25 protein-coding genes and 1 pseudogene are annotated in these 26,299 nt (G+C 72.6%); 17 read left to right on the top strand and 9 right to left on the bottom strand.

Features of this window, described 5'->3' with window-relative positions; genetic code table 11:
* Positions 1–27: 27 nt before the first annotated feature.
* The 4 genes from O1G21_RS31895 to O1G21_RS31880 form a co-directional block, all read right to left on the bottom strand.
* Positions 28–1,062, bottom strand: coding sequence for an ABC transporter ATP-binding protein (locus tag O1G21_RS31895; protein ID WP_270148526.1), 1,035 nt, complete (start codon positions 1,060–1,062; stop codon positions 28–30).
* Complete coding sequence (locus O1G21_RS31890) at positions 1,059–2,654, bottom strand: ABC transporter permease (protein ID WP_270148525.1); 1,596 nt, start codon at positions 2,652–2,654, stop codon at positions 1,059–1,061. Before O1G21_RS31890 ends, O1G21_RS31895 begins: the two co-directional genes overlap by 4 nt.
* The gene (locus O1G21_RS31885; RefSeq protein ID WP_270148524.1) at positions 2,651–3,715 is read right to left on the bottom strand and encodes an iron ABC transporter substrate-binding protein; all 1,065 of its coding nucleotides are present in this window, start codon (positions 3,713–3,715) and stop codon (positions 2,651–2,653) included. Before O1G21_RS31885 ends, O1G21_RS31890 begins: the two co-directional genes overlap by 4 nt.
* Before the next feature lie 359 nt (positions 3,716–4,074).
* Positions 4,075–6,318 carry a heavy metal translocating P-type ATPase gene (locus O1G21_RS31880; RefSeq protein ID WP_270148522.1) on the bottom strand — a complete coding sequence of 748 codons (2,244 nt, stop codon included), beginning with the start codon at positions 6,316–6,318 and terminating at the stop codon, positions 4,075–4,077.
* Positions 6,319–6,760: 442 nt separating this feature from the next.
* Between O1G21_RS31880 and O1G21_RS31875 the strand changes: the two genes are divergently transcribed.
* The 3 genes from O1G21_RS31875 (at position 6,761) to O1G21_RS41490 (ending at position 9,030) form a co-directional block, all read left to right on the top strand.
* Positions 6,761–8,278 (top strand): C40 family peptidase, encoded by a 1,518-nt coding sequence (locus tag O1G21_RS31875; RefSeq protein WP_270148521.1) that lies wholly within the window; start codon positions 6,761–6,763, stop codon positions 8,276–8,278.
* 112 nt (positions 8,279–8,390) lie between these two features.
* Complete coding sequence (locus O1G21_RS31870; RefSeq protein ID WP_270148519.1) at positions 8,391–8,789, top strand: hypothetical protein; 399 nt, start codon at positions 8,391–8,393, stop codon at positions 8,787–8,789.
* A complete protein-coding gene (locus O1G21_RS41490) occupies positions 8,701–9,030 on the top strand; it encodes a DUF397 domain-containing protein (RefSeq protein ID WP_333493515.1) in 330 nt (109 codons plus the stop codon). Before O1G21_RS31870 ends, O1G21_RS41490 begins: the two co-directional genes overlap by 89 nt.
* An 85-nt stretch (positions 9,031–9,115) precedes the next feature.
* Here the strand turns inward: O1G21_RS41490 and O1G21_RS31860 are convergent, their stop codons facing one another.
* Positions 9,116–9,820 (bottom strand): AraC family transcriptional regulator, encoded by a 705-nt coding sequence (locus tag O1G21_RS31860; protein WP_270148515.1) that lies wholly within the window; start codon positions 9,818–9,820, stop codon positions 9,116–9,118.
* 185 nt (positions 9,821–10,005) lie between these two features.
* On the opposite strand from O1G21_RS31860, the gene O1G21_RS31855 reads away from it, so the two are divergent.
* Positions 10,006–10,761, top strand: coding sequence for an alpha/beta fold hydrolase (locus O1G21_RS31855; RefSeq protein ID WP_270148513.1), 756 nt, complete (start codon positions 10,006–10,008; stop codon positions 10,759–10,761).
* Positions 10,762–10,922: 161 nt separating this feature from the next.
* On the opposite strand, the gene O1G21_RS31850 is transcribed toward O1G21_RS31855, so the two are convergent.
* Entirely contained in the window at positions 10,923–11,666 is a 744-nt protein-coding gene (locus O1G21_RS31850; RefSeq protein WP_270148512.1) for a glycoside hydrolase domain-containing protein, read from the bottom strand.
* A gap of 106 nt (positions 11,667–11,772) precedes the next feature.
* Here O1G21_RS31850 and O1G21_RS31845 point away from each other — a divergent pair, with 106 nt between their 5' ends.
* The 3 genes from O1G21_RS31845 (at position 11,773) to O1G21_RS31835 (ending at position 14,275) form a co-directional block, all read left to right on the top strand.
* A complete protein-coding gene (locus O1G21_RS31845) occupies positions 11,773–12,096 on the top strand; it encodes a hypothetical protein (protein WP_270148510.1) in 324 nt (107 codons plus the stop codon).
* Positions 12,097–12,291: 195 nt separating this feature from the next.
* Entirely contained in the window at positions 12,292–13,521 is a 1,230-nt protein-coding gene (locus tag O1G21_RS31840; RefSeq protein ID WP_270148509.1) for a hypothetical protein, read from the top strand.
* Positions 13,505–14,275, top strand: a complete 771-nt coding sequence (locus tag O1G21_RS31835; RefSeq protein WP_270148508.1) for an alpha-ketoglutarate-dependent dioxygenase AlkB — start codon at positions 13,505–13,507, stop codon at positions 14,273–14,275. The genes O1G21_RS31840 and O1G21_RS31835 overlap by 17 nt, the downstream gene beginning before the upstream one ends.
* 24 nt (positions 14,276–14,299) lie before the next feature.
* On the opposite strand, the gene O1G21_RS31830 is transcribed toward O1G21_RS31835, so the two are convergent.
* Positions 14,300–15,472 carry a permease gene (locus O1G21_RS31830; protein WP_270148507.1) on the bottom strand — a complete coding sequence of 391 codons (1,173 nt, stop codon included), beginning with the start codon at positions 15,470–15,472 and terminating at the stop codon, positions 14,300–14,302.
* 277 nt (positions 15,473–15,749) lie between these two features.
* On the opposite strand from O1G21_RS31830, the gene O1G21_RS31825 reads away from it, so the two are divergent.
* From O1G21_RS31825 to O1G21_RS41485, 5 genes and pseudogenes are all read left to right on the top strand, one after another.
* On the top strand, positions 15,750–16,145 hold the full coding sequence (locus O1G21_RS31825; protein WP_270148505.1) for a hypothetical protein: 396 nt from the start codon (positions 15,750–15,752) through the stop codon (positions 16,143–16,145).
* A 343-nt stretch (positions 16,146–16,488) separates the two neighbouring features.
* Complete coding sequence (locus O1G21_RS31820) at positions 16,489–17,334, top strand: hypothetical protein (RefSeq protein WP_270148504.1); 846 nt, start codon at positions 16,489–16,491, stop codon at positions 17,332–17,334.
* An 872-nt stretch (positions 17,335–18,206) separates the two neighbouring features.
* Positions 18,207–18,524, top strand: a complete 318-nt coding sequence (locus O1G21_RS31815) for a heavy-metal-associated domain-containing protein (protein ID WP_270148503.1) — start codon at positions 18,207–18,209, stop codon at positions 18,522–18,524.
* 67 nt (positions 18,525–18,591) lie between these two features.
* On the top strand, positions 18,592–18,912 hold the full coding sequence (locus O1G21_RS31810) for a metal-sensitive transcriptional regulator (protein WP_449784706.1): 321 nt from the start codon (positions 18,592–18,594) through the stop codon (positions 18,910–18,912).
* Positions 18,913–19,040: 128 nt separating this feature from the next.
* Positions 19,041–19,358, top strand: a pseudogene (locus O1G21_RS41485) (aromatic-ring hydroxylase C-terminal domain-containing protein); the annotation flags it as partial.
* 61 nt (positions 19,359–19,419) lie between these two features.
* Here O1G21_RS41485 and O1G21_RS31800 read toward each other — a convergent pair.
* A complete protein-coding gene (locus O1G21_RS31800) occupies positions 19,420–19,842 on the bottom strand; it encodes a DUF4345 domain-containing protein (protein ID WP_270148501.1) in 423 nt (140 codons plus the stop codon).
* Between the two features lie 119 nt (positions 19,843–19,961).
* Here O1G21_RS31800 and O1G21_RS31795 point away from each other — a divergent pair, with 119 nt between their 5' ends.
* Entirely contained in the window at positions 19,962–20,579 is a 618-nt protein-coding gene (locus O1G21_RS31795) for a TetR/AcrR family transcriptional regulator (protein ID WP_270148500.1), read from the top strand.
* Between the two features lie 277 nt (positions 20,580–20,856).
* Here the strand turns inward: O1G21_RS31795 and O1G21_RS31790 are convergent, their stop codons facing one another.
* A complete protein-coding gene (locus O1G21_RS31790) occupies positions 20,857–22,056 on the bottom strand; it encodes a Dyp-type peroxidase (protein WP_270148499.1) in 1,200 nt (399 codons plus the stop codon).
* A 31-nt stretch (positions 22,057–22,087) separates the two neighbouring features.
* On the opposite strand from O1G21_RS31790, the gene O1G21_RS31785 reads away from it, so the two are divergent.
* The 4 genes from O1G21_RS31785 (at position 22,088) to O1G21_RS31770 (ending at position 26,260) form a co-directional block, all read left to right on the top strand.
* Complete coding sequence (locus O1G21_RS31785) at positions 22,088–23,437, top strand: right-handed parallel beta-helix repeat-containing protein (protein WP_270148498.1); 1,350 nt, start codon at positions 22,088–22,090, stop codon at positions 23,435–23,437.
* Between the two features lie 181 nt (positions 23,438–23,618).
* Positions 23,619–24,815, top strand: coding sequence for an MFS transporter (locus O1G21_RS31780; RefSeq protein ID WP_270148496.1), 1,197 nt, complete (start codon positions 23,619–23,621; stop codon positions 24,813–24,815).
* A gap of 43 nt (positions 24,816–24,858) precedes the next feature.
* Positions 24,859–25,281, top strand: a complete 423-nt coding sequence (locus O1G21_RS31775; RefSeq protein ID WP_270148495.1) for a GlcG/HbpS family heme-binding protein — start codon at positions 24,859–24,861, stop codon at positions 25,279–25,281.
* A gap of 250 nt (positions 25,282–25,531) precedes the next feature.
* Positions 25,532–26,260, top strand: coding sequence for a TSUP family transporter (locus O1G21_RS31770; RefSeq protein ID WP_270148493.1), 729 nt, complete (start codon positions 25,532–25,534; stop codon positions 26,258–26,260).
* The last annotated feature ends 39 nt before the right edge of the window (positions 26,261–26,299 follow it).

Raw genomic sequence — 26,299 nt, 5'->3', positions numbered from 1 at the left:
CCGGGCCGTCAGGGCGGTGCCCCCGGGTCAGGCCTCCGGGAGGAGGTGGATCGGGCCGAGGGCGCTCACATGGGCCTCGCCGCCGACCGGCCATGGGCGGTCCGATGAGGCGATCAGGACGTCGGGCAGTCCGGCGGCCTCCGGGCGGAGTTCGACGCGGTGGTCGTGGCCCCGGAAGTCGCTGCCGAGGACCTTGGCGGGGACGGTGCCCGCCACCGGCTCGGCGGTGAGCCGGAGTTGACCGGGGCGGAGCAGGGCCGGCCCGGTACGGAGTGCCGGGGCGGATTCCAGCAGTGGGAGGGGGCCGAAGGGGGTGAGGGCCTCGGCTCCCGCGACCTTCGCGGGGATCAGGTTGGCCTCGCCGAGGACGGTGGCGACGGCGGGGTCCGCCGGGCGGTGGTAGAGCTCGTCCGGGGTGCCGGACTGGGCGATCCGGCCGTGGCGCAGGACGGCGATGGTGTCGGCGAAGGAGAGCGCCTCGTCCTGGTCGTGGGTGACCAGGACCGCCGTGGTGCCGGACTGGCGCAGGGTCGCGGCGACTTCGCGGCGCAGTTCGGCGCGGAGGGCGGCGTCCAGGGCGGCGAACGGCTCGTCCAGCAGCAGGAGTCGGGGCCGGGGCGCCAACGCCCGGGCGAGCGCGACGCGTTGCTGCTGGCCGCCGGAGAGCTGGTGCGGGCGGCGGTCGCCGAGGCCGGGCAGGCCGACCAGGTCCAGCAACTCCCCCACCCGGGCGCGGCGCTGCGAACGGGGCAGGCCGAAGCCGATGTTGGCGGCGACGCTCAGGTGCGGGAAGAGCGCGCCGTCCTGCGGGACGAGGCCGATGCCCCGGTGTTCGGCGGCGAGCCGGCTGCGGCCGTCGTCCAGGACCCGGCCGTGCAGCTCGACCTGTCCGGCGGCGGCCGGGTGGAAGCCGGCGAGCACCCGCAGCAGGGTGGACTTGCCGCAGCCGGAGGGGCCGAGGACGCAGGCGAGGGCGCCGTCGGGCACGGTCAGGTCGATGCCGTGCAGCACCGGGCTGCGCCCGTGGGCGGCGTGCAGGTCGGTGACGGACAGTCCGGTCACTGGTTCTCCCCAGGACGGTCGAGGGCAGGCCCCATGGTACGGCGGGTCAGCAGCAGGACGGAGGGCACGGACAGCGCGACCATCAGGGCCGCGTACGGCGCGGCCGCCCCGTAGGCGAGGCCGCTGGTGTAGACCCAGAACTGGGTGGCCAGGGTCTGGGTGCCGGTGGGGCGCAGCAGCAGGGTTGCGGTCAGTTCGGTGGAGGCGGTGAGGCCGACCATGGCGACGGCGGCGCCGAGGCCGGGCAGCACCAGCGGCAGGGTGATCCGGCCGAGGACGGCGAGCGGCCGGGTGCCGAGCGAGCGGGCGGCCTCCTCGACGCCGGGCGGCACCTGGGCGAGGGCCGCGCGGACGGCGGTCAGCGCGAGCGGGAAGAACAGCAGGACGTACCCGAGGACGAGCATCGGCGGCTGCTGGTACAGGGGTCGGGCCCAGCGGACGGCGAAGAACACCACCGAGAGGGCGACCGCTATGCCGGGCAGCGCCCGGGTGAGGTAGGCGATCCGCTCGACCGCGCGGGCCGGCCGGGTGCCGCGCCGCCAGCCGTACAGGGCGACCGGTACGGCGGCGAGGGTGGCGACGAGGGCCGCGCCGAGCGCGTACCCGAGGGTCGCCAGGGTGGCACCGAGGACGGAGGCGGAGGGCAGGGTGGTGGAGCTGCCCTTGATCAGCCAGTACGCGAGCGCGTACAGCGGCACCCCGAGCGAGACGCCGACCAGCGCGGCCAGGGCGAGGAGCGCCGGTACGGTCCAGCCGCCGAGCCGTACGGGCGGGGCGGGGCGGGCCAGGGCGCCGTGCCGGGTGACCCGCGCCTGGCGGCCGGCCCAGGCCTCCAGGGTGACCAGCAGCAGGGCGAGCGCGACCAGCACCAGGGTGAGCAGGGAGGCGGAGGCCGCGTCGAAGCCGAGCTTGTACTGGGTGAACACGGCGGTGGCGAAGGTGGTGTAGCGCAGCATCGCGAAGGCGCCGTACTCGCCGAGCAGGTAGAGCGAGACGAGCAGCACGCCGCCGGCCAGTGCGGGCCGGGTGAGCGGGAGGGTGACCCGCCACAGGGTGGCGAGGCGGCCGCGGCCGAGCGAGCGGGAGACCTCCTCGGCGGCGGCGTCGCCGTGCCGCAGGGCGGCCGCGACCGGGAGGAAGACCAGCGGGTAGAGCGAGCAGGTCATCACCAGCACCGCGCCCCAGTAGCCGTGGACGGAGCGGAACAGCGACACCCAGGAGTAGCCGCGGACGAACTCCGGTACGGCCAGCGGCAGGGCGAGCGCGACGGTCCAGGCCCGGCGGCCGGGCAGGGTGGTGCGTTCGACCAGGTAGGCGGCGCCGAAGCCGAGGACGGCGGTGGCGAGGGTGACGGCGGCGGCCAGGCTCAGGGTGTGCCAGAGCAGGGTGGCGATCAGCGGGCGGCCGAGCAGCCGCCGGGTCTGTTCCCAACCGGCCTGCGCGGCCTGGGCGATGACGAAGCCGAGCGGCGAGGCGACCACCGCGACGACGGCGACGGCGACGGGGGCGAGCAGGCCGGCGGCCCGCCACCGCCACCGCGGCCCGCCAACGGGGATCGTCCGCGTGGGGGTCGTCCGCGTGGGGGTCGTCACTGGAGCAGACCGGCGTCCTGCAGCAGGCCCAGCGCCTGCTTGCCGTCGCCGAGCTGCGCCGGGTCGGCGACGGTGCCGATGGTGTCCAGGGCGGGCAGTTCGGGCTTGCCCTGCACGCCGGTGACCAGCGGGTACTCGTAGCTGGCGGAGTCGGCGATGACGGTCTGGGCGGGGGCGGAGGCGAGGTAGCCGAGGAAGGCCTGGGCGGCGGCCTGGTGCTTGCCGTGCTGGAGGACGGCGGCGCCGGAGACGTCGACCAGCGAGCCCGGGTCGCCCTTGGGGAAGTAGTGCAGGGTCGCGTGGGTTCCGGCGGCGCCCTTCTCGTCGCGCATCCGGTAGAAGTAGTAGTGGTCGATGACGCCGCCCTCGACCTCGCCGCTGTTGATGGCGGCGGAGAGGGTCTCGTTGCTGTCGTAGACCTTGGCGTTGTCCTTGAGGCCCTTGAGCCACTGCTTGGTCGCGTCCTCGCCCTTGGCCTTGAGGACCTGGGTGACGACCGGGGCGAAGTCGGTCTCGCTGGGGGCGATGCCGAGGCGGCCCTTCCACTCGGGCTTGGCGAGGTCGAGCACCGAGGCGGGCGGCGCGGTGTCGGCGCCCTTGCCGGTGGCGGCGAGGAAGGCGGAGGTGCGGGCGGAGATGCCGACCCAGTCGCCCTTGCCCGAACTGTCGGCGGCGGGAACGGACTTGAGGGTGTCGGGGGCGACCTTGGCGAGCAGCCCCTTGTCGCCGAGGACGGTGAGCGCGGGCGGGTTCTCGGCGTAGAAGACGTCGGCCGGGGAGGCGTCGCCCTCCTGGAGGATCTGGTTGGCCAGCTCGGCCTCGTCGCCGGAGCGCAGCTCGACCTTGATGCCGGTGCGCTTGGTGAAGTCCTCGGTCAGGGCCTTGACGGTCTGCTCGTGCTGGCCGCTGTACACGGTGATGGTCTGGCCGGCCAGCGCGGCGCCGGAGGCCGCGGTGGACGCGCTGTCCGCGCTGCCGCCCGAGCTGCCGCACCCGGTGAGGGCGAGCGCGCACGCGGCGAGGAGGGACAGGGCCGCGAGCGGCCGGACGGTTCCGGGCATGGTGAGGGTCCTCCGTGGAAGCGGGTTCGGCCATACGGACCAGCCGCAGGGCACCGGCCTGACGGCACGAGAACCTAGGGCAGGAAAGGCTTGCCTAACAAGTTTCGGAGCGTCACATCTCGGTCCGGTCGCGGCGGGGTAGGGCTTGGGTGAGCACTGCCCCAAGTACACGTAAAACACCCACCAAGAGCAGGTCAGGAGTGGGGCGAAGCGGTGCGGTCCGGCGCCGGTGGCCTCACTACGGTGCGTGACGACCGCAGGGGACACGCCGAGGCCCCGGAACCGGTGTAGGTGTCGGTTCCGGGGCCTCGGCCCGGCGGAGGAGACGGGCTCGACGGGAGTCCGCCCGGCGGGGCGGCTCAGCGGAAGCGGCGCAGCCGGAGGCTGTTTCCGACCACGAAGACCGAGGAGAAGGCCATGGCCGCCCCCGCGATCATCGGGTTGAGCATCCCGGCCGCCGCCAGCGGCAGGGCGGCGACGTTGTAGCCGAATGCCCAGAACAGGTTGCTCTTGATGGTGCCGAGGGTCTTGCGGGAGAGCCGGATGGCGTCCGCCGCCGCCAGCAGGTCGCCGCGGACCAGGGTGAGGTCGCCGGCCTCGATCGCGGCGTCGGTGCCGGTGCCCATCGCCAGGCCCAGGTCGGCCTGGGCGAGCGCGGCCGCGTCGTTGACGCCGTCACCGACCATCGCCACGACCTTGCCCTCGGCCTGCAGCCGCTTGACGGTGTCGACCTTGTCCTGCGGCATGACCTCGGCGATCACGTGCTCCGGCCGGATGCCGACCTCGGCCGCGACGGCCTCGGCGACCAGCCGGTTGTCGCCGGTCAGCAGCACCGGGGTCAGCCCCAGGCCGCGCAGCTTGGCGATGGCCTCGGCGCTGGTCGGCTTGACCGCGTCCGCCACCTCGAGCACGGCCCGCGCCTCGCCGTCCCAGCCGACCGCGATCGCGGTGCGGCCGGCCGACTCGGCCCTGCGCTTGGCCTCGGCCAGCGGCTCCGGCAGGTACTGCGACCACTCGTTGAGCAGCGCCTCCCGGCCGGCCACCACCGCGTGGCCGTCCACCACGCCCTGGACGCCCAGGCCCGGCACGTTCTCGAAGCCCTCGACGGCGGGCAGTTCGCCGGCCCTGGCGGCGGCGGTGGCGATCGCCCGGGCGATCGGGTGCTCGGAGGCGTGCTCCAGGGCGCCGGCCAGGCGCAGCACCTCGGCCTCGGTGACGCCGGCGGCGGTGTGCACGGCGAGCAGGGTCATCTGACCGGTGGTGACGGTGCCGGTCTTGTCCAGGACGATGGTGTCGACCTTGCGGGTGGACTCCAGCACCTCCGGGCCCTTGATCAGCACGCCGAGCTGGGCGCCGCGGCCGGTGCCGACCAGCAGGGCGGTCGGGGTGGCCAGGCCCAGGGCGCACGGGCAGGCGATGATCAGCACGGCCACCGCTGCCGTGAAGGCGGCGGTCCAGCCCTCGCCGGTGCCCAGCCAGTAGCCGAGGGTGGCGACCGCGAGGGTGATGACGATCGGCACGAAGACCGCGGAGATCCGGTCGGCGAGGCGCTGGGCGGCGGCCTTGCCGTTCTGCGCGTCCTCGACCAGCTTGGCCATCCGGGCGAGCTGGGTGTCCGCGCCGATCCTGGTCGCCTCGACGACCAGCCGACCGCCCGCGTTGACGGTGGCGCCGGTGACGCCGTCACCGACCCCGACCTCGACCGGCACCGACTCGCCGGTCAGCATCGAGGCGTCGACGGCCGAGGCACCCTCGATCACCGTGCCGTCGGTGGCGATCTTCTCGCCCGGCCGCACCACGAAGCGGTCGCCCACGGCGAGTTCGGCGATCGGGATCCGCACCTCGGCTCCGCCGCGCAGCACCGTCACGTCCTTGGCGCCCAGTTCCAGCAGCGCCTTGAGAGCAGCCCCGGCGGTGCGCTTGGAGCGGGCCTCGAAGTAGCGCCCGGCCAGGATGAAGGCGGTGACGCCGGCCGCCGCCTCCAGGTAGATGTCGGAGGCGCCGTCGCTGCGGGCGACGGTGAACTCGAAGCCGTGCCGCATGCCCGGCATGCCGGCGTCGCCGAAGAACAGCGCCCACAGGGACCACAGGAACGCGGCGCCGGTGCCCAGCGAGACCAGGGTGTCCATCGTCGCGGCGCCGTGCCGGGCGTTGGTCCAAGCCGCCCGGTGGAACGGCCAGGCGGCGTAGGTGACGACCGGGGCGGCGAGGGTCAGCGAGAGCCACTGCCAGTCGTCGAACTGCAGGGCCGGCACCATCGCCATCGCGATCACCGGGACGGCCAGGGCCAGCGCGGTGAACAGCCGCTGGCGCAGCGGGGCCAGTTCGTCGGCGGGCCCGGCCTGGTCGGCGGCGCCGCTCTCGGTGGCCGGGGGCTCGGGCAGGGCGGCGGTGTAGCCGGTGGCCTCGACGGTGGCGATCAGGTCGGCGACCTCGACCTCGCCCTCGAAGGTGACCTTCGCCTTCTCGGTGGCGTAGTTGACGCTGGCCGCGACGCCGTCCATCCGGTTGAGCTTCTTCTCGATGCGGGCCGCGCACGAGGCGCACGTCATTCCGCCGATCGACAGTTCCACCTCCGTGGAGGCAGGGGCCTGCGTGGTCATCGTTGCTCCTCGTGACAGTCGGTAGTTCGAGGTCGGTACTTCGAGGTACGTGCGCGGCCGGACCCTCATACCTCTGGGGGGTATCGGGGCGACGCCGGGTTCATTTATACCCCTGGGGGGTACGGCTCGCAAGCCACTGATCGATACCCCAGGCGGGTATTTTCCGCGGGCAGCGGAGCCGGCCGCCGACTACCAGCACTGAGCAGCCCCCGCAGCGGCAGTGCCGGGCGCTCCCTCCCACGGGACCACCCGGCACTTCCGCGTCTCACGCCGCCGGCCCACGTCGTGGGACGTCCCTGTTTTTGATGGGACGTCAGAACCACTGCCGGACGGGCCGCGGAGTGAGGCACAGTTCTAGCCCGGCCCGGTGATCACCCCGGTGACCCCGGCCGACACCCGAGCACCGAACCCGACGGACCATCACGGATCTGGAGACCCTCCTGTGACCACCCTCCTCCCCACCCGGCGCCGGTTGTCGCTGGGTCTGGCCCTGGCGTCCCTACTGGCGGGCGTCGGCGCGTACACCGCCGCGGCCGCCTCCGCCGCGACCGCGCCGGCCCCGATCCCCCTCACCTCCCCGGCCTGCCCGACCAACCTCCAGCAGGGCGAGGCCGACGGCTGCGTCACCCAGCTCCAGCTGGAGCTCAATCTGACCGGCGCCCACCTCACCGTGGACGGGCAGTTCGGGTCCGGCACCGACACCGCCGTGCGCACCTTCCAGGCCGCGCACACCCTGACCGCGGACGGCATCGTCGGCCCGGCCACCAAGTCGGCGCTCGACGCGGCGGCGGCCGCCGCCTCCGGCACCGTCGACCTGCGCACCCAGTGCGGCACCCTGCAGACCGGCGCCAGCGGCCCGTGCGTCAGCACCCTGCAGACCATGCTGAACACCTTCAACGCGGGCCGCCTCACCGCGGACGGGCAGTTCGGGCCGGCCACCGACACCGCCGTCCGCAACTTCCAGGCCGCGCACGCCCTGACCATCGACGGCGTCGTCGGCACGGGCACCAAGAACGCCCTCTACACCAGCACCCCCACCCCGCTGCCCAGCGGCGCCGTCGACCCCACCAAGGTCCTGAAGGCGGCGAAGTCCTACCTGGGCGTCCCCTACGTGTGGGGCGGCGGCCACTCCCTGCGCGGCGAGGGCCCCGGCCCGTCCCTCGGCACCTGCGACGGCTACACCGGCTCGATCCAGCCCTGCCCGGCCAACACCACCCACGGCCTGGACTGTTCGGGCCTGGTCCGGGCGGCCTTCTGGTTCGGCGCCGGCATCGACCTCGCCAACGGCGGCGACACCAGCGAGCAGACCCTGGACAAGCACCTCACCCCGATCACCGAATCCCAGCGCCGCCCCGGCGACGTCGAGTACTTCGGCACCGACGCGCACAACACCGTGCACGTCGTGCTCTACGCCGGTACCGACCCCACCACCGGCGCGGACATGATGTACGAGGCGAAGGAGACGGGCACCGACGTCCACTACGTCACCCTCCGCACCGGCGGCCTGACCACCCCGCCCCGGCGTCGCGCGGGTGACGGCCACCGTCACCCGCGCGACGCCGCTGGACCGGCTGCCGCCGAAGGGCGACCACCGGTAGGCTGCGGCGCCATGCACCGCAGCCTCACCGACCTCGCCCGCTGCCTCTGGGGCGACGAGTACGGCCCCACCCCCGAGTGCGACGCGACCTGGCAGCACAAGGAGTCGTACTTCACCGAGAAGCTGACCTTCGCCGACCCGGACGAGATCCTCGCCATGCTGCGGACCCTCTCCCCCCACCTGGTCGACGGCCACCTCCCGGTCTGGACCCGCAACCTCGCCTACCGCCTGCTCCTCCTCCAACGCCCCGACGACCCGGCCCTCCTCCGCGAGGCCGCAAGCAGCCTCCACCTGCACGGCCCGGACTGGGACCACATCGCCGAAGAGCTGACCCACCGCGCGGACACCCTCGAAGCGGGCTGAGCTTCGGCGATCATCCGTGCCCCAGCCGCACCCTCGAAGGGGTCGCCGGTCGGAGGCGGCGCGGCTCGATCCCCCCTCCTCGGACTCACTCGGCCGCTTCCGGCACGGGGACTTGACCAAAGTCCCCCTCGGGCTCGCGGGTGGGGATGGCGTACAACGCGGGGTCCGCATAGACCTCGGCGCTGTGCTTCCACTGCGTGAGCAGCAACGCGATCGGGGCGAGGTTGTCCAGCGCCACTGCGCCGCGAGCCGTGTCGACCAGCTCGGCGAGCAGGGTGTCGATGTCCCCCTCCGGCAGGAACGTGACCCAGGGCAGGGCCTCGGGCCCGCCTGGCGCAGGGCGGCGATGTTCTCGGTGCCAGTGTTCGTAGAGATGCTGACGAACGGCTACTACCCGGAGCGCGAGGCAGAGCTCGACGGCTATGGACTGGTCTTCGAGTACCTCCGGTCCTCAGCCCCGAACCCGACCGAGTCGCTGGACAAGATCACGGCCATCTCAGCCGAGACGTGAGTACGAGATCAGGAAGAGGGAAGATGAGCATATGACGATGCCGGAGATCTCCGCCCAGGGTTGGCGCAAGAGCAGCTTCAGCCCGCAGGCAAGCGAGTGCGTAGAGACTGGGCATGTCACCACTGGCGGAATGGCCGTCCGGGACTCCAAGGACCCCCACGGCCCCGCGCTCGTCTTTCCGGCCGCCGCTTGGACGGCGTTCGTCTCCGCCGTCAAGACCGGCGAACTCCCCAACACCTGATCCCGTCTGCGCGAGAAGTCGGCCTCGCCGACTTCTCGCGCAACTCCTGCGCCCTGGGCCCGGATACCGGCGTTGAGGTGCGCGATCAGCGACGCCGCCGGCCGGTCCGGTAGCGGCCCGGGGTCGTTCCGACGATGCCGGTGAACGCCGCGATGAAGCTGCTGGGGTTGGCCCATCCGCACGCATAGGCGGTCTGAACGGTGTCATGGCCGTCCGCGAGCAGCACCAGCGCGTGGTAGATCCGCAGCTGCGTGCGCCACTCGTAGAAGGTCATGCCGAGTTCGCTGCGGAACAGCCGACTCAGGGTGCGCGTACTGGCCCCGACCGTCCTCCCGAGTTCGGCCAGCGTGGCGTTGTCCGACGGCGTCTCGTACAGCACCCTCGCAATGGCCTTCAGCCGGTCGTCCCGTGGCTCCGGCAGGTGCAATGGCTCCTCATGCGCCTCGCGCAGTTCATCGACGAGAACACGATGGAGCCGGGAACGCGCGGAGCGGCTGTACCCAGCCACGGCGTCGTCGTGGTTGCGGGGACCGGTCAGGGCGAGCAGGACCTCACGGGCGAGGTCGGAGGCCATGAACACCGCAGGGCGGTCCGGTAGGAGCCGGGCGTGGGCCGGCGCGAGGAAGACGATCCGCATGTCCGTGTCGCCGTGGGCGCGGTGGTGGTGGGTGAACCCACCCGGCGTCCAGGCGACCCGGTTGGCGGGGACGATCGACGTGCCGCGCTCGGTCTGCACCGCCAGCACCCCGCTGGCCGCGTACACCAGGTGTCCCCGCGCGTGCGACTGCACCCCACCCGTTCCGCCGGACGACCAGAGGTGGCGCCCGCCGGACGGCCACACCTGTGACGCCACACCGCCGCTGAGGCGAGCTTGGCCGTGAACGGGCATCAGTTGGCCTCCTGGCGCTAACGAGCCACACCTTGATCCGGTGAGACTACTTGCCCACGGAGCGACTTGAGAGACGGAGAAAGCCCATGTCGACATTCATCCTCGTGCCCGGCGCCTGGCACGGCGCCTGGTGTTTCGAGACGGTGGTCCCCTTGCTGGAACGGGCCGGCCACACCGTTCACGCCCTGACCCTGACCGGTCTGCGGCCGGACGACGACGAGGCGACGGTCGCCACCGCCAACCTCGACACCCACGCCGACGACGTGCTGCGGCTCCTCGACCGCGCCCACCTCACCAACGTGACGCTGGTCGGCCACAGTTACGCCGGGCTGGTGATCGCCGCCGCCGCCGACCGCGCCGCCGGCCGGATCTCTCGGCTCGTACACCTCGACGCCTACGTCCCGCGCGACGGCGAGTCGTGCTGGTCGTCGGCGAACGAGGAATACCGGCAGCGGTTCGTCGCCGGCGCCGCGGCCACCGGCCACGCCGTCCGACCGCCGGACGGCGGCGATCCCCGCCGCCGCCCCCATCCCCTCGCCTCGCTCCTGCAGACGATCCGGCTCACCGGCGCGTTCGACCAGGTCCCCCGCCGGGAGTTCGTCTACTGCTCGGGCTGGGAGGACCGGACCCCGTTCGCCGCCACCCGCGCCCGCCTCCAAGCCGACCCCGGGTGGCGGGTCCACGATCTCCCGACCGTCCACGACGCCATGCGTGAGGCCCCGGAGGCGGTCGCCGCCATCCTGCTCGACGAAGTCGGCAGCGCCGAGGACGTGGCGGTCGAGCTGGCGGACGGACGGCTCACCGCCACGTTGACCGGCGACTGGCCGGGCGCGGACCGGTAGCTCGCACTCCCCGCCGTTCAAGGCGATCGTCCGCGACCACTGCCGCCGCGCGCTCCGTGCCCTCCCCCGACCGAGCGATGGCCCGACACGACCTGCTCGCCTCGTCGTGCGGGCAGGTGAAGGGCCACCGCTGGTCCCTGCCCCGGGTGGGGCCGGGAGCGTCAACCGATCACGGCGACCGGTCCGTTCCAGGCGTCATGGTCGACGGTCAGGGATACGCCTCCGTAGTTCTCCTGCTGGTTGACCGCGTACTGGTGCCCCCGCCAGGGGCCGCTCCACTGGCCGGCCGGGAAGGGGAAGCCGGTGCTGGTGTCGGCCGTGCCGTCGTACTGGGCGTACCACAGGGCGTCCGGCAGGCCGGTCGCACCGGACGAGGCCGCCTGGCTCATGGCCAGGGCGCTGGACTTGCCGAAGCCGTAGAAGCCGGCCCAGTAGCCGTGGGCGTGCAGGGCCGCGTCCCAGGCCTGGACGTACGTCAGCACCGCGGCGCTGCACGCACTGTCCGCGGCGTTGTAGGCCTCCATGTCGAGGTAGATGGCGCTGCCCGTGCCCATGCCGAGGCCGGCGGCGCGGGCGACTGCGTCGCCACCGTCGGAGGAGCCGAGGGAGGCCGCGTTGGCGGCGGTGATCCGCTCCGGGTTGCCGGAGGTCTGGCAGGGCGGCTGCGCGCCCACGTAGAGCGGGATCACCTGCCATCCGGTGGCGTGCACGGTGTGCACCCACGAGGAGGTCAGGTTCGGCTGCGAGCAGCCCCGGTTCTGGCCGCCGATGTAGACCGCGGCCGCGCCGTAGGGCGACTGGCCGTGCCACGCCTGCATCGCGGCCGCGGACGGTGCGGTGCAGGTGTCGAACGCCTTGCCGCTGAAGACGGCCGGTCCGCGCGCGGGCGCGGCGACGCTGTTCACCGGGGCCACTCCCTGACCGGCGGCGCCCGGAGCGGCAGCGGACGCGCTCGACGCCGCCGGATGCGACGAGGACACGGACGCCGAGGCCGACGCGGACCTGGACGGCGTGGCCGACGCCGACGGCGAGCCCGAACCGGACGGCGAGGCGGAGGCGCTGGGGCTCGCGCCGGCGCTGGTCGCGTCCGCGGTCGGCAGACCGGTCGTGGTGCCGGCGGCGGCACTGTCACCGGCGGCCGGGTGCGCCGCGGCGCTGCCGGTCGAGGAGGAGTGCCCGACCAACCCGGTGGTGACGAGCGTCGTCACGCCCGCGGCCAGGAGCACGCAGGCGGCGCCCAGCGCGATGGCCCGGCTGTTCCCGCGCCGTTGCGGGCGGGCGCGACGGGTGGTGGTGGTGCTGGAAATGTGCTGGTCGGACACGAACCGTTCCTGATGGGCGACTTGGACTAGGGGCACTGAATCGGATCATGGTGACAGAGCACCTCCCGGGCTTCACCACCGCCCCTCGCCGCTGTGCCGGGGGGTGCCGGAGTAGCGTCTGATCAACCGGATACCGTGCTTGCGCGAGAAGTCGGCCGGTGCGACTTCTCGCGCGACTCCAAGGGCAGCGAACGGCAGGTACCGCTCGATGTACACCGCAGACCGCACAGAAGCCCGCATCGAGGGTGCGAGCAACGTCCTGGTTGCCCCTTCGGCACTGCGGGGTCACGACTTGATCAGGGACTTCTTCGGGTCCACGATCACACCGGAGGACCTTGCTTCGGGTTCGCCCGACCTCGCGCAGAAGACCGTCTACCTCTGCGGTGACACGTCCGAGATCTCCGCCCGGCAACTGCACACCGCCGCGCGCGTGTTCGTCATCCGGGACCTGTCACCCGGCTACCACGAGGACGTCGACGGCCCCTGGCCCCTGGTCGACCTCGGCCGGGTCCCCGTCCGCGTGCACGGCGTCGGCGTCCACTACCGCCGCTTCTTCGACCTCGACGCCGATCACTTCGGACGGATCCGCGCGGAGCACACCTTCCAGTCCCTGACGGAGTCCACCAAACCCGGAACATCCCATCGCACCGGGATCTACCTCACGCCCGTCACCCGAGACGGTGACGAACTGCACTTCCGCCTGCTCCGCTGTTCCACCAACCTCTCGGGCCCGACCGAGAACTTCGGCCCCACCGACACCCACATCGTCGACGCCCTGAACCGCGAGGCCGCCACCGTCTTCCGGGACCACGCACCTCTCAACCACGTCCTCGCCCAGACCTACCACAACACCCACGCCACACCCGAGCGCAAGCAGTCCAAGGCCAAGATCTCGGCCCACGCCGACAAGACCAAGGACATGCCCGCCAACGGCATCATGGCCTTCTGCACCTTCTACGACCGGCTCGACAAGCTGCAGCCCCTGGGCGAGGACGCCTTCGACTACGGTGCGAAGGGTGTCAGCGGGCTGACCAGGCTCCGCTTCCGCCTCAAGGAGTCGGCCGAGGAACTCCCCGGGGGCACGCTCCTCCGGCAGGTCACCGTGACCCTCCATCCCGGCTCGGTGTTCTTCATGCCGTTGTCCACCAACCGCCTCTACACGCACGAGATCCGGCCCTCGGCACTGGACGCCGAGCTGCTCCCGACCCGCCTGGGGTACGTGGTGCGCTGCTCGAACACCGAAGCCGTTCACAAGGACGGCCGGACGTTCCTCAAATCAACAGGAAATCCGGTGGAGTTGGAGCCGCCCACACCGGCCGGCATGGACGAGCTGCGCAGGCTGTACGCCGAGGAGAACCGCACCTCGTCCGTCATCGACTACGGCAACCGGTTCCTCTTCAGCATGAACACGGGAGACTACCTTGCCCCCCGTGCCTAGGTTCTCGGACGAGATCCTCTCCTACGCCCTGCCCACCGAGGAGAACCTCTTCGCGGAGCTGTCCGCGTCGGCCCGCCTGGAAGAGCTGGGAAAGGGCCGCCGAGGCGCCACGCTCACCAGGGTCGACGAGACGGGCGGCGTGCCCCTCGTCCGTACCACCACTCGGTACACCAGCCCGGCGCAGCGCTTCCGAGCGGTGCACGAGCGGCTGGCGCAACGGATCCGAGAACTCGCCGCGCTTCCGGTCGACTTCAACAACGCCCTCATCGAGACCTACACGAACGTCAACACCACCATGGGCGCTCATTCCGACCAGGCCCTCGATCTGGCCGACGAGTCGTTCATCGCCGTCTTCTCCTGCTACCGACATCCCGAAGCGGGCCCGCCGAGGAAGCTGATCGTCGAATCGAAGGAGTCCGGCGGCGAGAGGTTCGAGATCCCCCTCACCCACAACGGCTTCGTCACGTTCTCCGTCGAGTCGAACCGGCGCCTCAGGCACAAGATCGTCCTGGACAAGCCCGTCCCGACAGCCGACAACGTCTGGCTGGGCCTGACCTTCCGCACCTCGAAGACCCTCGTTCGCTTCCGCGACGGACGCCCGCACCTCCCGCAGGGCGCCCGCCTCACCTCGGCCGACGACGAGCAGAGCCGCGAGTTCTACCGACTCCGGCGCCGTGAGAATCAGGAAACGGACTTCACCTATCCCCCGCTGACGTACACCGTCAGCGAGAGCGATCTGCTGCCGCCCGTGTGAACGTCATCGCGCGCGCACACCCCCTCAGTGGTGGCCGTGATGCCCGTGGCCCGCGTGGTCAGCGGCGGCCGGGGCGCCGCCCATCATGCGGAGCATCGCCGCGCCGCCGGTGCGGAAGAAGCGGGTGAGCAGGGCCGCGGCCACCAGCAGGAAGGCGATGTTGAGCCAGGTGGTGTAGTTCCACTCGATGCCCGCCATCGGGATCTCGGCGTTCCGCTGGTCGGGCACCAGGCCGAGGCCGCCGAAGAGGAACTCGACCGCGTAGCCAGCCAGCGCCATGGCCGTGTAGAACGTGCCGAGCAGGAAGAGGGTCATCCGGGGGCCGTAGTACTTCCGGTAGATGTTCAGGATGGGCAGGATCAGCAGGTCCGCGAAGACGAACGCGACCACGCCGCCGAAGCTGATCCCGCCCTTCCACAGCACCACCGCCAGCGGCACGTTGCCGATCGAGCAGACGAAGGAGGCGATGGCCACCAGCGGCCCGATCAACGGTCCCCACAGCTTGCCGGCCAGCGGGTGGTCGGCGAAGAAGAAGGCCTGCCAGAACGAGTCGGGGACCCACGCGGCGATCGCGCCCGCGATCAGCAGGCCGATCACCAGGTCCTTGAGGATGGCCGCCCACTCCATCACGAACACGTGTGACACGGAGGTGAGGCCGCGCGCGGACAGCAGCCGACGGGCGAAGGAGCCCTCGCCCGCGACCGACATGTCCATCGCCGCGTGCCCCTCCATCGAGCCCGCCCGCCCGAACTCGGCCTGCTCACGAGCCTCTTGGAGCAGGCGGTCACGCAGCAGCAGCCGGAACAGCACGGCCAGCAGCAGGATCATCACCGGCCCGCCGACGAACTCGGCCGCCGTGAACTGCCAGCCCAGCAACAGGGCCAGGATGACGCCGAGTTCGACCACCAGGTTGGTGGAGGCGATCTCGAAGGCCATCGCCGCGGTGAAGTTCGCGCCCTTGCGGAACAGCGAGCGGGCCAGCGCGACGGCCGCGTACGAGCAGGAGGAGGAGGCCGCGCCGAGGGCGGCGGCGACCGCGAGGGTGCGCGGGCGGTCGTCGCCGAGCAGCCGCACCACCGTCGACTTGTGGACCACCGCCTGCACCACGGCGGAGAGCAGGAAGCCGAGGATCAGCGCCCAGGTGATCTCCCAGGTCATCGATCCGGCGATGGACAGCGCGTGCAGGACCGCGTGCATGTGGTCGTCCGCCTTCCTCGGTCGGTCGTCCGCCTTCCGCAGCTCCGGGCGGCCTCCTACCATATACCCGTACGGGGTATTCAGGAACCGTGACGCGCCGACACCCCGCCATCGACCCCGAGAACGTCGACGCGGGCGCCATCCTCGCCCGCGGCTCCGCCCTGGCCCGCCCCTACACCGCGCTCTACGACTCCTGCTGGCACACCTCCGCCGTCCTCGGCCGCACCGAGCAGTGCTCGCCGCGTGTTCCTCCGGGGGGCCGTCCGTCTTGGCGCCGGTGCCGGCTCCACCCACCGGCCGGCCGGACACGGAGCTCGCCATCCCCGCCCTCAACGAGGCCGGCCACGCCACCTCCCCGTACCCGACCAGCACGGTGACCCTCACGGGCGGGCAACGGCTCGGCGTCCAACTCGTCGACAGCATGACGGCCTGGGAGCTCACCGCTACGGGCGACGGCGCCGTGGTGCGGCGCGGTCCGGATGTCGTGACCGAGCCCTGCCCACAGGACTCGATCGGCTGCCCGGGGGTCGACCAGACCTTCACCGCCGTCGCGCCCGGCACCACCACGCTGACCTGGACGTTCGTCGACCGGGGCAAGTGCCTGGGGTCGAGCCCGAATCCGTCGCTCGGGTGCGGCCGCGTCACCAAGAGCATCCAGGTCACGGTCCACTGATACCCCCCGGGGCTGCGCCGGGGCGGTAGGCCACCCGGGCGATCGCCCTCACCCTGATCGCCGTCCTGGTCCCGATCCGGCGAAGGCGCTGGGCTGTCGAGCGCGGTCCGGGACGGATCACGGTGCGCTGACCGCCACTCAGAACCGCGCGTCGCTTTCCAAGGGACCGTGATCCACCAGGCCTCAGATCTTTGATCGGTATGCGACATGTGCCGCAATTCCACCTGGCTGGACCCATGGCGTCACACCTTGGACATATCCGAAATGCCAGCCATAAGAGCTCTCGTTACGTTCATCGCAGATCGGGCGCCTGGCCGGCGTCCGCGCGACAGAGAGAAGTGACATGTTCACGCGCACACTAACTGTGACCGCTGCCGGAATAGGCGCGACGGTCCTTGCAGCCACCGGCATCACCTACGCCTCGTCCTCCGAATCCACCCCGGCACCCCCGCCCGTCCAGCCGACAGCCCAGCCTGCGGCCCCGCCTGCCCAACAAGCCGCCCCGGCCGCGGCCGCCCCTGCCCAACAAGCCGCCCCGGCCGCGGCCGCCTCTGGCGGCGGCAACGCAGGCGGAGAGAAGGCGGGCGCCTCTGGCGGCGGCAACGCAGGCGGAGAGAAGAACGACAACCGCGGACACGAGGGCGGCGAACACGGCGACCGCGGCCACGAAGGCGGCGGACGCGAGGGCAGCGGCCACGAAGGCGGCGGCCACGAGGGCGGCGGACGCGAAGGCGGCGGCCACGAGGGCGGCGGACGCGAAGGCGGCGGCCACGAGGGCGGCGGACGCGAAGGCGGCGGCCACGAGGGCGGCGGACGCGAAGGCGGCGGACGCGAAGGCAGGGGACGCGAAGGCGGCGAACACGGCAAACACGGCCACCACCACAAGGAGGGAAGGATCTTCTTCAACGAACGTACGTTCTCCGCCCACACCGAGGGCTGCATCACCACGGCCAGCGGCCTGGGTGCCACCAGTTTCAACATCTTCAACGACAGCTGGAAGACCATCGAGGTCTTCCGCGGCTTCAACTGCGACCGCGGTGGTCCGGTCGCCACCGTGGGCCCCCACAGCTCCACCAACGGCGTGATGGCCCGCCACTTCGACGAGGACGAGTTCGGTTACGGTGGCGCCTTCGATTGCGATGGCGTCGTGGGCAGCTTCCGGGTGATCGGCCACCGCGGCGAGTGGTGACAGCACCGTCCGGAGCACGGGAGCGATCCCGGCCCGCCGGAAGCGGGCGCGACACGGCTGCGAGGCCGCCGCCCACTCGCATCAGCACCTGCCCCTCCTGGCCTCCGTTGGGACGGCCGCCAATGGGCACCGGAGTCGATCGCGGCCGACTACCCCGTTGCCCCGCGGGTGCTGAACGGGATCGAGGGCGATGGGGTGGTCCACATGTCGGCACCTCAGCCACGCAAGACCCGCGTGCGCAAGCAACCGCAAGACCTGATCCACCCGGGCACACGAGATGCCCCTCTCCGCTGCGAAGAGGGGCACCTTTGCGGGCGCCAGGCGCCGCGTCCGACCTGACGAAGTCGCCGCGGGAGGTGGCGGTTCTACCCGGCGGTCGGTTGCGGGGCACAAGCGACGATGGCACCAAATCTCGAGCCCTGGGCGGCGCTGATGGCGCGCGAGACTCTGGCGGCGGACCGTGAGACCGCCGCGCAGCAGCTGCGGGACGTGGGACTGCGGGCGACCGGGCCCCGGCTGGAGGTGCCGCAGCTGCTCGCGGCCAGCCTCACCAGGAGTGACCCGCCGACGCCCCTGAGGTTCCGCAGCCACGTCCGTGCCGTACGGGCGCCGTCCCGCACGGTACGGACCTGGCCGCCGGGTCGGGTCAGCCGGCGGCCGGGACGGGGTGGCCGAGGTCGTGCAGAACGTCGAAGTAGCTGATCAGGTCGTAGTCGCGGCCGGGGAAGGCGTCGGCGGGGACGGTGCCGAGCAGGCGGAGCACGTCACCCTCGCCTCGCTTACCCTAGGGGGGTATGGTATTTTCTCACACGAAGCAGCCGCCCGGGGCCGATCCGGAAGGCGTCGCACGCACCGACGACAGGGAGCACACCATGAGCGAGACCACCGTCACCGTCGACTCGTCCTCCGCCGAGGGCTCCTGCTGCGGCTCGTGCGGGACCGGCGTCGCCAAGGCCCCCGCCACCGCGGCCGTCGAGCGCGCCGTGTTCCAGGTGAAGGGCATGACCTGCGGCCACTGCGTCAGCTCGGTGACCGACGAGCTGAAGAAGGTCGCCGGCGTCACCGAGGTCGCCGTCGACCTCGCCACCGGCCAGGTCACCGTCGACAGCACCCGGCCGCTGGCCGACACCGACGTCGCCGCCGCCATCGACGAGGCCGGCTACGACCTGATCGGGCGCCTCGGCGCCTGACCCCCCGTCGGCCCGGACGCCCCCCCGGACATCCGGGCCGACTCCCCGCCTACCGCGCCCCAGTAGAGTGAGGGAACTCCTCACCGCACAGGAACCGGAGGCGGCCATGGCCAGCTACAGCCCCCACAAGGACGACTTCCTCAAGCGGCTCCGCCGCATCGAGGGCCAGATCCGCGGCCTGCAGCGCATGGTGGAGCAGGACACCTACTGCATCGACGTCCTCACCCAGGTCTCCGCCGCCAGCCGCGCGCTCCAGTCCTTCGCCCTGCAACTGCTGGACGAGCACATCGAATGCTGCGTCCGCGACGCCATCGCCGAGGGCGGCCAGGAGGCGAACGCCAAGGTCCGCGAGGCCAACCAGGCCATCGCCCGGCTGGTCCGGTCCTGACCCTGCGGTACCGCACGCACGAAAAGGCCCTCCAGTTACCGAGGGCCGCCATCACCAGTTCGACCCGGTTCGGCCAGCGGCGGTAGAGCACCGGTTTGCTGGTGCGGGCCCGGGCGGCGACGCCGTCCATGGGTGAGCCGGCCGTAGCCGTTGGCGTCCGGGCCGGCGACCGGGCCCCGGACGCGCCCTGCACCACCGCGGACGGCACCCCCACCCGGCTGTTCGACCTGTTCCGCGGCCCGCACTTCACCCTGCTCGCCTTCGGCGACCACCCGGCCCTCGCCGAGCTCACCGACCTCCCCGGCGTACGGGCGGCCGCCGTCCACGACCCCGACGGCCACGCCGCCCACGGGTACGGGCTGCGCGGCGACGCCGTGGTGCTGGTCCGGCCGGACGGCTACGTCACGCTCACCGGGGCCACCGCCGACCGGGCCACCGTCGCCGAGCTCCTGCGGACCTTCGGGCTCGGACCGTCGGGGGCGACGACGACCAGGCTGCCCGCCCTCCTCAGGCCCGGGCCGCCCGCTCGTCCGTCCGCTCGGACGTCCGCGCGACCGCCCGCTCGTCCGCGTCGGCGAGCCAGAAGTACACCGGCGGGAGCCCGAGTTCGATCCCCATCAGCACCAGCTGGAACCAGTGCGGCCGCCCGTCCACCGCGATACCCAGCACCCGGCCGAGCCCGCCCAGCAGGAACACCGCCGTGAGCCACCGCACCGCCCGCGCGGGCACCGGCGCCTGCCGGGCGGCCCAGATCCAGGCCGCGCCGTACCCGGCGAAGATCGCGCCCATGAAGCGGCCGAAGCTGTCGACCGTCGGCCCGGGGTCCGCGATCCCGGGGAACGCGGCGCTCCCGCCCAGCAGGTGGAGGAAGCCGATCGCCACGCAGGCGACCCCCATCGTCCACGCGAGTACCCGCAGTGCCTTCGCCATGGCCCGACCACCACTCCGCTCGTCGTCCGGTTGACCTTGATCGACCGTCAGGTGTTAGTTGACACGCGTCTACCAAGCTAGCGCCCACTGGTAGACGCGTGTCAAGTAACCTGTCCGGCATGCCAGTCCACGAACGCCGCCGACGCCTCTCCCCCGACGAGCGCCGCGCCCAGCTGCTCTCGGTCGGCGCCCGGGCCTTCGCCGCCCGGCCCTACGAGGAGGTGCTGATGGAGGAGGTCGCCGAGCAGGCCGGGGTCTCCCGCGCCCTGCTCTACCGGCACTTCGCCGGCAAGCACGAGTTGTTCGCGGCGGTCCACCGACAGGCATCGGACGAGCTGCTGGCCCGGACCAGGTTCGACCCGGCGGACAGCCTGGTCGAGCAGCTGATCGAAGGCCTGGACGCCCACCTCGACTACTTCATCGCCAACCGGCACACCGTGCTGGCCGCCAACCGGGTGCTGGCCGGGGACCCGGTCATCCAGACCATCATCACCGAGGAGCTGGACGCCCTGCGCGGACGGCTGCTCACGGTGCTCCCGCTCGCGGACGAGGGCGCCCGGCTCGCGGTGTCCCAAGTGCTGCGCAGCTGGCTGGTGTTCGTCCGGGTGCTGGTGGTGGACTGGCTCACCGAGCCGAGCTGCACCCGCACCGAGCTGCGCGACACCTGCATCGGCGCCGTACTGGGCGCGCTGCGCCCGCTGCTGCCGGTCGACCCGGCGCCCGAGTGGGGGCGTTGAGACGCCACTTGGAGGGTTCGGGGGCGTACCATCGGGCCGAAACGGGAAGACGCCTGAAAGATCCAATTCCCTCAGAAAATACGACAGTTGGACGCCAGTGCCCCGCAGAGCCCCCGCACCCGAGCACCCTCCCGAACCGACCCCTCCTGCACCCGAGCACCCTCCCGGTCAGCGCCCCGGCCTGATCCGTCACCCGCTGCCACGACGCCCGGCCGGTCCTCGGCGGCCCCCGCCCCACCCGGACCGGCCTGCGCGGGTCAACCGATGAAGCCCCGGCTCACGCCCACAGCCCCTCGCCCAGCACCCCGCCCTCCCGCACCCCCGGCAGCACGTACACCACCGCCGAAGCCGTGTGCACCAGGAACGGGTTGAGCGCGTCCTTGGCCGCCAGCCGGTTCTGCACCCGGGTGAACTGCTCCGGGTCCCGCACGAAGGCGCAGAACAGCAGTCCCCGGTCGTCGGGGCCGTCGTCGTAGCTGTAACCCCGGCGCAGCATCCGGGCGCCGGAGTCGAGCCGGGGGCTGGTGAGCCGGACGTGGGCGCTGTTGGGGATGACGTACGAGCCGTCCGGGTTCTTGGCGTAGATGTCCGGGTCGTCGCGCTCGGCCGTACCGGTCAGCGGGGCGCCGTCGGTGCGGCGGCGCCCCATGGCCAGGTCGCGGCGGTCCTCGGGCAGGGCGGCGAAGCCCGCGGTGTCCATCCGGATCCGGCGGTAGACCAGGACGGTGCCGTGCTCGTACGGGCCCGGCGGGCCCCAGACCCACTGCTTCGCCTCCGCGGCATCCGGGTTGGCGGTGCCGTCCTTGAAGCCGAAGAGGTTGCGCGGGGTGGTGCCCGACGGCGTGCGCGGCAGGAAGCCGGGCTGGGTCCACCGCACGGTCGCGCCCGCCGATCGGGCCGCTGTGCCCAGGAGTTCGGCGACCACGGTCAGCGGCCAGCGGTCGGCCGCGCACAGCTGCACCAGCAAGTCCCCGCCCCCGCGCGCCGGGTCGAGCCGGTCGCCCGGGAAGGCGGGAAGCTCCGCCAGCGCAGCCGGAACGTTCAGCCCGAGCCGGGCGGCGAGCCCCGGCCCGACCCCGACCAGGCTGCTCAACTGCGCGGGCTCGCCGCCCTGGAGGCGCGGATCGGCCGAGGTCCCGCCCGCCGCCTCGGCCAGCACCCGGGTCAACTCGCCCAGCAGGGACCGCAAGGCGGCCCGCCCGTCCGAGGTCGCGGCGGGCGCCAGGTCGAGGGCCAGCAGCAGGGTGGCCGGCTGCTGCGGGGCGATCACCCCGGCCTGCCGCTCGCCGTGGAACGCCACCGCGGGTGCGGACGGTGGCGGCGGTGCGGCCGCGATCCGCCCGCGCCCCAGCGCCACGACCCCCGCGCCGACCCCGGCGGCCAGCACCGCACCGCCGCCCGCGATCAGGGCCCGCCGGTCCACCCCGCCCCTGACGGCTCCCGGCTGTTCCTGCGCCTTTCCGGTTTCGGCATGCATGACCGACATTGGAGACGATAGAACACCCCGTATGCAACTTTTGACCGCCCGTCAACTCGCCTGCGAAGCATCACCACGCCGTGGCCACGGCCTCCCCGCCCTGCTGACCGCCGCCGCCCTCGCCCTCGCCGGCTGCTCCGCCGCCACCGGCCCGTCCTCCGACGCCCACCACCCGGACGGCACGGTGGTCCGCGTCCCGCAGGACTTCCCGTCCGTCCAGCAGGCGGTGGACGTCGCGCGCGAGGGCGACACCGTGCTGGTCTCCCCCGGGACGTACCGGGAGAGCGTGCGGGTCAGCAAGCCCCGGATCGTGCTGCGCGGCACCGACCGCAACACCGTGGTGCTGGACGGCGGCGTGAAGCTGGTCAACGGCGTCACCGTCACCGGCCCCGGCTCGGTGGTGGAGAACCTCACCGTGCACGGCTACCTCGCCAACGGCGTACTGTTCACCGGCGTCACCGACGAGAAGCTCCAGCAGCGCGGCGCCGGCGGTTCCGCCTACAACCCGCTGGACACCACCCGCTTCCCCGCCCTCCAGGGCTTCCGGGCGACCAATGTCACCGCTTACGACAACGGGCTGTACGGCATCTACGCCTTCGACGCCCGGGCCGGGATCATCGAGGACTCCTACGCCTCCGGCGGCGCCGACTCCGGCATCTACGTCGGCCAGTGCAAGCCCTGCGACACCCTGGTCCGCGGCAACACCGTCGAGCGCAACGCGGTCGGCATCGAGATCACCAACGCCTCGGACAACCTCTACTTCCTCGGCAACCGGGCGACCGGCAACCGGGTCGGCGTCACCGTCAACTCCAACGACCTGGAGGCCCTCGCCCCCCAGCACGGCGCCGTGATCGCCGGGAACGCCGTCACCGACAACAACGCCTCCGACACCCCCGAACAGGCCGACGGCGGCTTCGGCATCGGCATCGGGATCGGCGGCGGCACCGCGAACCGGGTCGAGCGCAACCTGGTCCGGGGCAACCGCTCGGCGGGCGTCATCATCACCGACCCGCCCGGCCACCCGGCCAGTGCCAACCGGATCCGGGGCAACCGCACCGAGGGCAACGGCGCCGACCTCGTCCTCGCCTCCGCCGACCCCGCCAACTGCTTCACCGGCAACCAGCCCGGCACCCAGAGCCCCGACGACCTGGAAACCCTGGCCGCCTGCGACGCCCGGAGCCGCAGCCCGCTCACCGCCGGTCGCGCGGCCCCGGTCCAGGCCCCGCCGGGAGTCCCCTTCAACCAGGTGCCGGCCCCGCCCGCCCAGCCGTCCCTGCCCGATCCCAACGCCCCCGGCCGCCCGGCCACCGACCTGCCCGGCCCGGTCGACCCGGACGCCTACCCGCTCCCCGCCACCGCCGACGCAGTACCCCGACACTGAGCCGCGCCGGCATCCGCCCGGAACGGGCGGGCCCCAGCGCCGAAGTGCTGGGGCCCGCCCGACTTCCTTCACCGGCCGGCTGGAGGCCGCTCCGACCAATACCTGCTTTTGCAGTTATACGGCGCATGCAACTATTGTTGAGGCACGTAAGGCGCACTAGCAATCGCACGGAGGTCGCGCCATGCCCCTCGCACTACTCGCCCTGGCCATCGGGGCCTTCGGGATCGGCACCACCGAGTTCGTGATCATGGGTCTGCTGCCCCAGATCGCGGGCGACTACGGGGTGACCGTCCCCACCGCCGGCCTGCTGGTCACCGGCTACGCGCTCGGCGTGGTGATCGGCGCCCCGCTGATGACCGTGCTGGGCACCAGGATCAGCCGCAAGACCATGCTCATGCTGCTGATGGGCCTGTTCACGGTCGGCAACCTGCTGTCCGCCGTCGCACCGAGCTTCCCGCTGATGCTGGCGGGCCGGATCGTGACCTCGCTGGCCCACGGCGCCTTCTTCGGCATCGGCTCGGTGGTCGCCGCCGAACTGGTGACCCCGCAGAAGAAGGCCGGCGCCATCGCCACCATGTTCACCGGACTGACCGTCGCCAACATCGTCGGCGTCCCGCTGGGCACCTTCATCGGCCAGGCGGTCGGCTGGCGCACCACCTTCACCGTCGTCGCCGCCCTGGGCCTGGTCGGCCTGCTCGGCATCGCCAAGCTCGTCCCCGCCCTGCCCCGCCCCCAGGGCGCCCACCTGCGCGGCGAGCTGACCGCCTTCCGCAATCCCCAGGTCCTGCTCGCCATGGCGATGACCGTCCTGGGCTTCGGCGGGGTGTTCGCCGCGATCACCTACATCGCCCCGATGATGACCCACGTCGCCGGCTACTCCGACGGCGCCGTCACCTGGCTGCTCGTCCTCTTCGGCGTCGGCATGTTCCTCGGCAACCTGCTCGGCGGCAGGTTCGCCGACCGCCGGCTGATGCCGATGCTCTACGCCACCCTCGGCGGCCTCGCCCTGGTGCTGGCCCTGTTCACCCTGACCGCCCACGACAGGATCGCCGCCGCCGTCACCATCCTGCTGGTCGGCGCCCTCGGCTTCGCCACCGTCCCGCCCCTGCAGAAGCGCGTCCTCGACCAGGCCCACGGCGCCCCCACCCTCGCCTCGGCCGTCAACATCGGCGCCTTCAACCTCGGCAACGCCCTGGCGGCCTGGCTCGGCGGCATGGTCATCTCCGCCGGCCTCGGCTACACCGCCCCCAACTGGGTCGGCGCCCTGCTCGCCGCCGCCGCCCTCGTCCTCGCCCTCTGGTCCTCCGCCCTGGAGCGCCGCGACCACGCCCGCACCCCGGACCTCAGCGAGACCCCGCGGATACCCGCCCACCGCTGAAACCCCTCCTCTCCCCCTCCCGTCCCCCAGGAGAAGCACCACCGTGAGCACCACCACCGTCACCCCCCTCACCACCGCCGACGCCGAGACCCTGGTCGAGGCCGCCCGCACCGCCGCCGAGGCGGCCGGGGTCACCGTCAGCGTCACCGTCCTGGACGCCGGCGGGAACCTGCTGGCCTTCCGCCGCGACGACCGCGCCGTGCTGATCTCCGGCGAGACCAGCACCCGCAAGGCCTACACCGCGCTCCAGCTCGACGCGCCGACCGCCGACCTGGTCGACCTCGTCAAGCCGGACGGCCCGTTCCACTCGCTGCCGACCGCCCTGGACCGCCCGCTGCTCTTCATCGCCGGCGGCGTGCCGGTCCACCGCGACGGCCGGCTGATCGGCGCCCTCGGCATCGGCGGCGGCGCCCCGGACCAGGACCACGGCTTCGCCACCGCCGCCCTACGGGCCCTCGCTTCCTGACGACTCACCGAACGGCCGTGCTCGGGTGGACGGTTCACGAGGCACGTGAACCGTCCACCCGACCACAGTCCTTTCCCCGCCCTTTGCCCAAGCACAACCGGGCCCTGCGGCATGATCGGTACGGATCGACCGCCGACCGAGGAGCCCGGATGAACCACCCCGCACGCACCGCCGCCGCACCGACCGTGCCGACCCTGCTCGCCGCCGCCGGCTTCGCCGACTCCTCGCTCTCCGCCGGCCTCCCCCACTGATGGACGGCTGGGCCGGCGAGCTGGTCCTGGGGCTGGTGGTCCTGCTCGGCGCGACCGTCCAGCGGCTGGCCGGCATCGGCTTCGCCCTGGTCGCGGCGCCCGTACTGGTGCTGCTGCTCGGCCCGAACAGCGGAGTGACGCTGGCGAACTTCGCCGCGCTGGCGATCAGCGCCGTCGGGCTGGCGGGGAGTTGGCGTCGGGTCCGGCCCGGGGCGATGCTGCCGCTGCTGGTCGCCGCCGCCTGCGCGGTGCCCGCCGGGGCCTGGGTGGCGGCGACCGTACCGACGGCCGAACTGCTGGTCGGCATCGGCCTGCTGGTCAGCGCGGCCGCCCTGCTGGTGCTCCGCGGGGTGCGGGCCGCCGCGCTGCGCGGGGTCGGCGGGGCGGTGGTCGCGGGGGCCACCAGCGGGCTGATGAACTCGGCGGCCGGGGTGGGCGGTCCGGCGATGTCGCTGTACGCGGTGAACTCCGGCTGGACGGCTCAGGAGTTCGTGCCCAATGCCCAGCTGTACGGCGTGGTGGTGAACGCCTTCTCGCTGGCGACCAAGGGGCTACCCGAACTGAGCGTTCCCGCCTGGGGGTTGGTGACCACGGCGCTGGCGGTCGGGGCGGCGGCCGGCCGGCTGCTGGCCGCCCGGGTGCCGGAGCGGCGAGCACGGATGGTGGTGCTCGGACTGGCCCTCGCGGGCGGGCTGAGTACCCTCGTCAAGGGGGTTTCCGGACTCTGAGACCTCCGGCTGGGAATGGTCTGTGAAGGGACGTCCAAA

This window comes from Kitasatospora cathayae (assembly GCF_027627435.1).
GTDB classification, from domain to species: Bacteria; Actinomycetota; Actinomycetes; order Streptomycetales; family Streptomycetaceae; genus Kitasatospora; species Kitasatospora cathayae.
Note: the sequence above shows the minus strand (reverse complement) of the source record. Positions and strands in the feature narration are given on the sequence as shown.

Bases quoted from the DNA above. Each gene is read 5' to 3' on its own strand.
- O1G21_RS31840 (WP_270148509.1), top strand. From the start codon at position 12,292: ATGTACACCGCAGACCGCACAGAAGCCCGCATCGAGGGTGCGAGCAAC.
- O1G21_RS31855 (WP_270148513.1), top strand. From the start codon at position 10,006: ATGTCGACATTCATCCTCGTGCCCGGCGCCTGGCACGGCGCCTGGTGT.
- O1G21_RS31885 (WP_270148524.1), bottom strand. From the start codon at position 3,715: ATGCCCGGAACCGTCCGGCCGCTCGCGGCCCTGTCCCTCCTCGCCGCG.
- O1G21_RS41490 (WP_333493515.1), top strand. From the start codon at position 8,701: ATGGACTGGTCTTCGAGTACCTCCGGTCCTCAGCCCCGAACCCGACCG.
- O1G21_RS31770 (WP_270148493.1), top strand. From the start codon at position 25,532: ATGGACGGCTGGGCCGGCGAGCTGGTCCTGGGGCTGGTGGTCCTGCTC.
- O1G21_RS31780 (WP_270148496.1), top strand. From the start codon at position 23,619: ATGCCCCTCGCACTACTCGCCCTGGCCATCGGGGCCTTCGGGATCGGC.
- O1G21_RS31830 (WP_270148507.1), bottom strand. From the start codon at position 15,472: ATGCACGCGGTCCTGCACGCGCTGTCCATCGCCGGATCGATGACCTGG.
- O1G21_RS31800 (WP_270148501.1), bottom strand. From the start codon at position 19,842: ATGGCGAAGGCACTGCGGGTACTCGCGTGGACGATGGGGGTCGCCTGC.
- O1G21_RS31795 (WP_270148500.1), top strand. From the start codon at position 19,962: ATGCCAGTCCACGAACGCCGCCGACGCCTCTCCCCCGACGAGCGCCGC.
- O1G21_RS31790 (WP_270148499.1), bottom strand. From the start codon at position 22,056: ATGCATGCCGAAACCGGAAAGGCGCAGGAACAGCCGGGAGCCGTCAGG.
- O1G21_RS31820 (WP_270148504.1), top strand. From the start codon at position 16,489: ATGTTCACGCGCACACTAACTGTGACCGCTGCCGGAATAGGCGCGACG.
- O1G21_RS31815 (WP_270148503.1), top strand. From the start codon at position 18,207: ATGAGCGAGACCACCGTCACCGTCGACTCGTCCTCCGCCGAGGGCTCC.
- O1G21_RS31785 (WP_270148498.1), top strand. From the start codon at position 22,088: ATGCAACTTTTGACCGCCCGTCAACTCGCCTGCGAAGCATCACCACGC.
- O1G21_RS31880 (WP_270148522.1), bottom strand. From the start codon at position 6,318: ATGACCACGCAGGCCCCTGCCTCCACGGAGGTGGAACTGTCGATCGGC.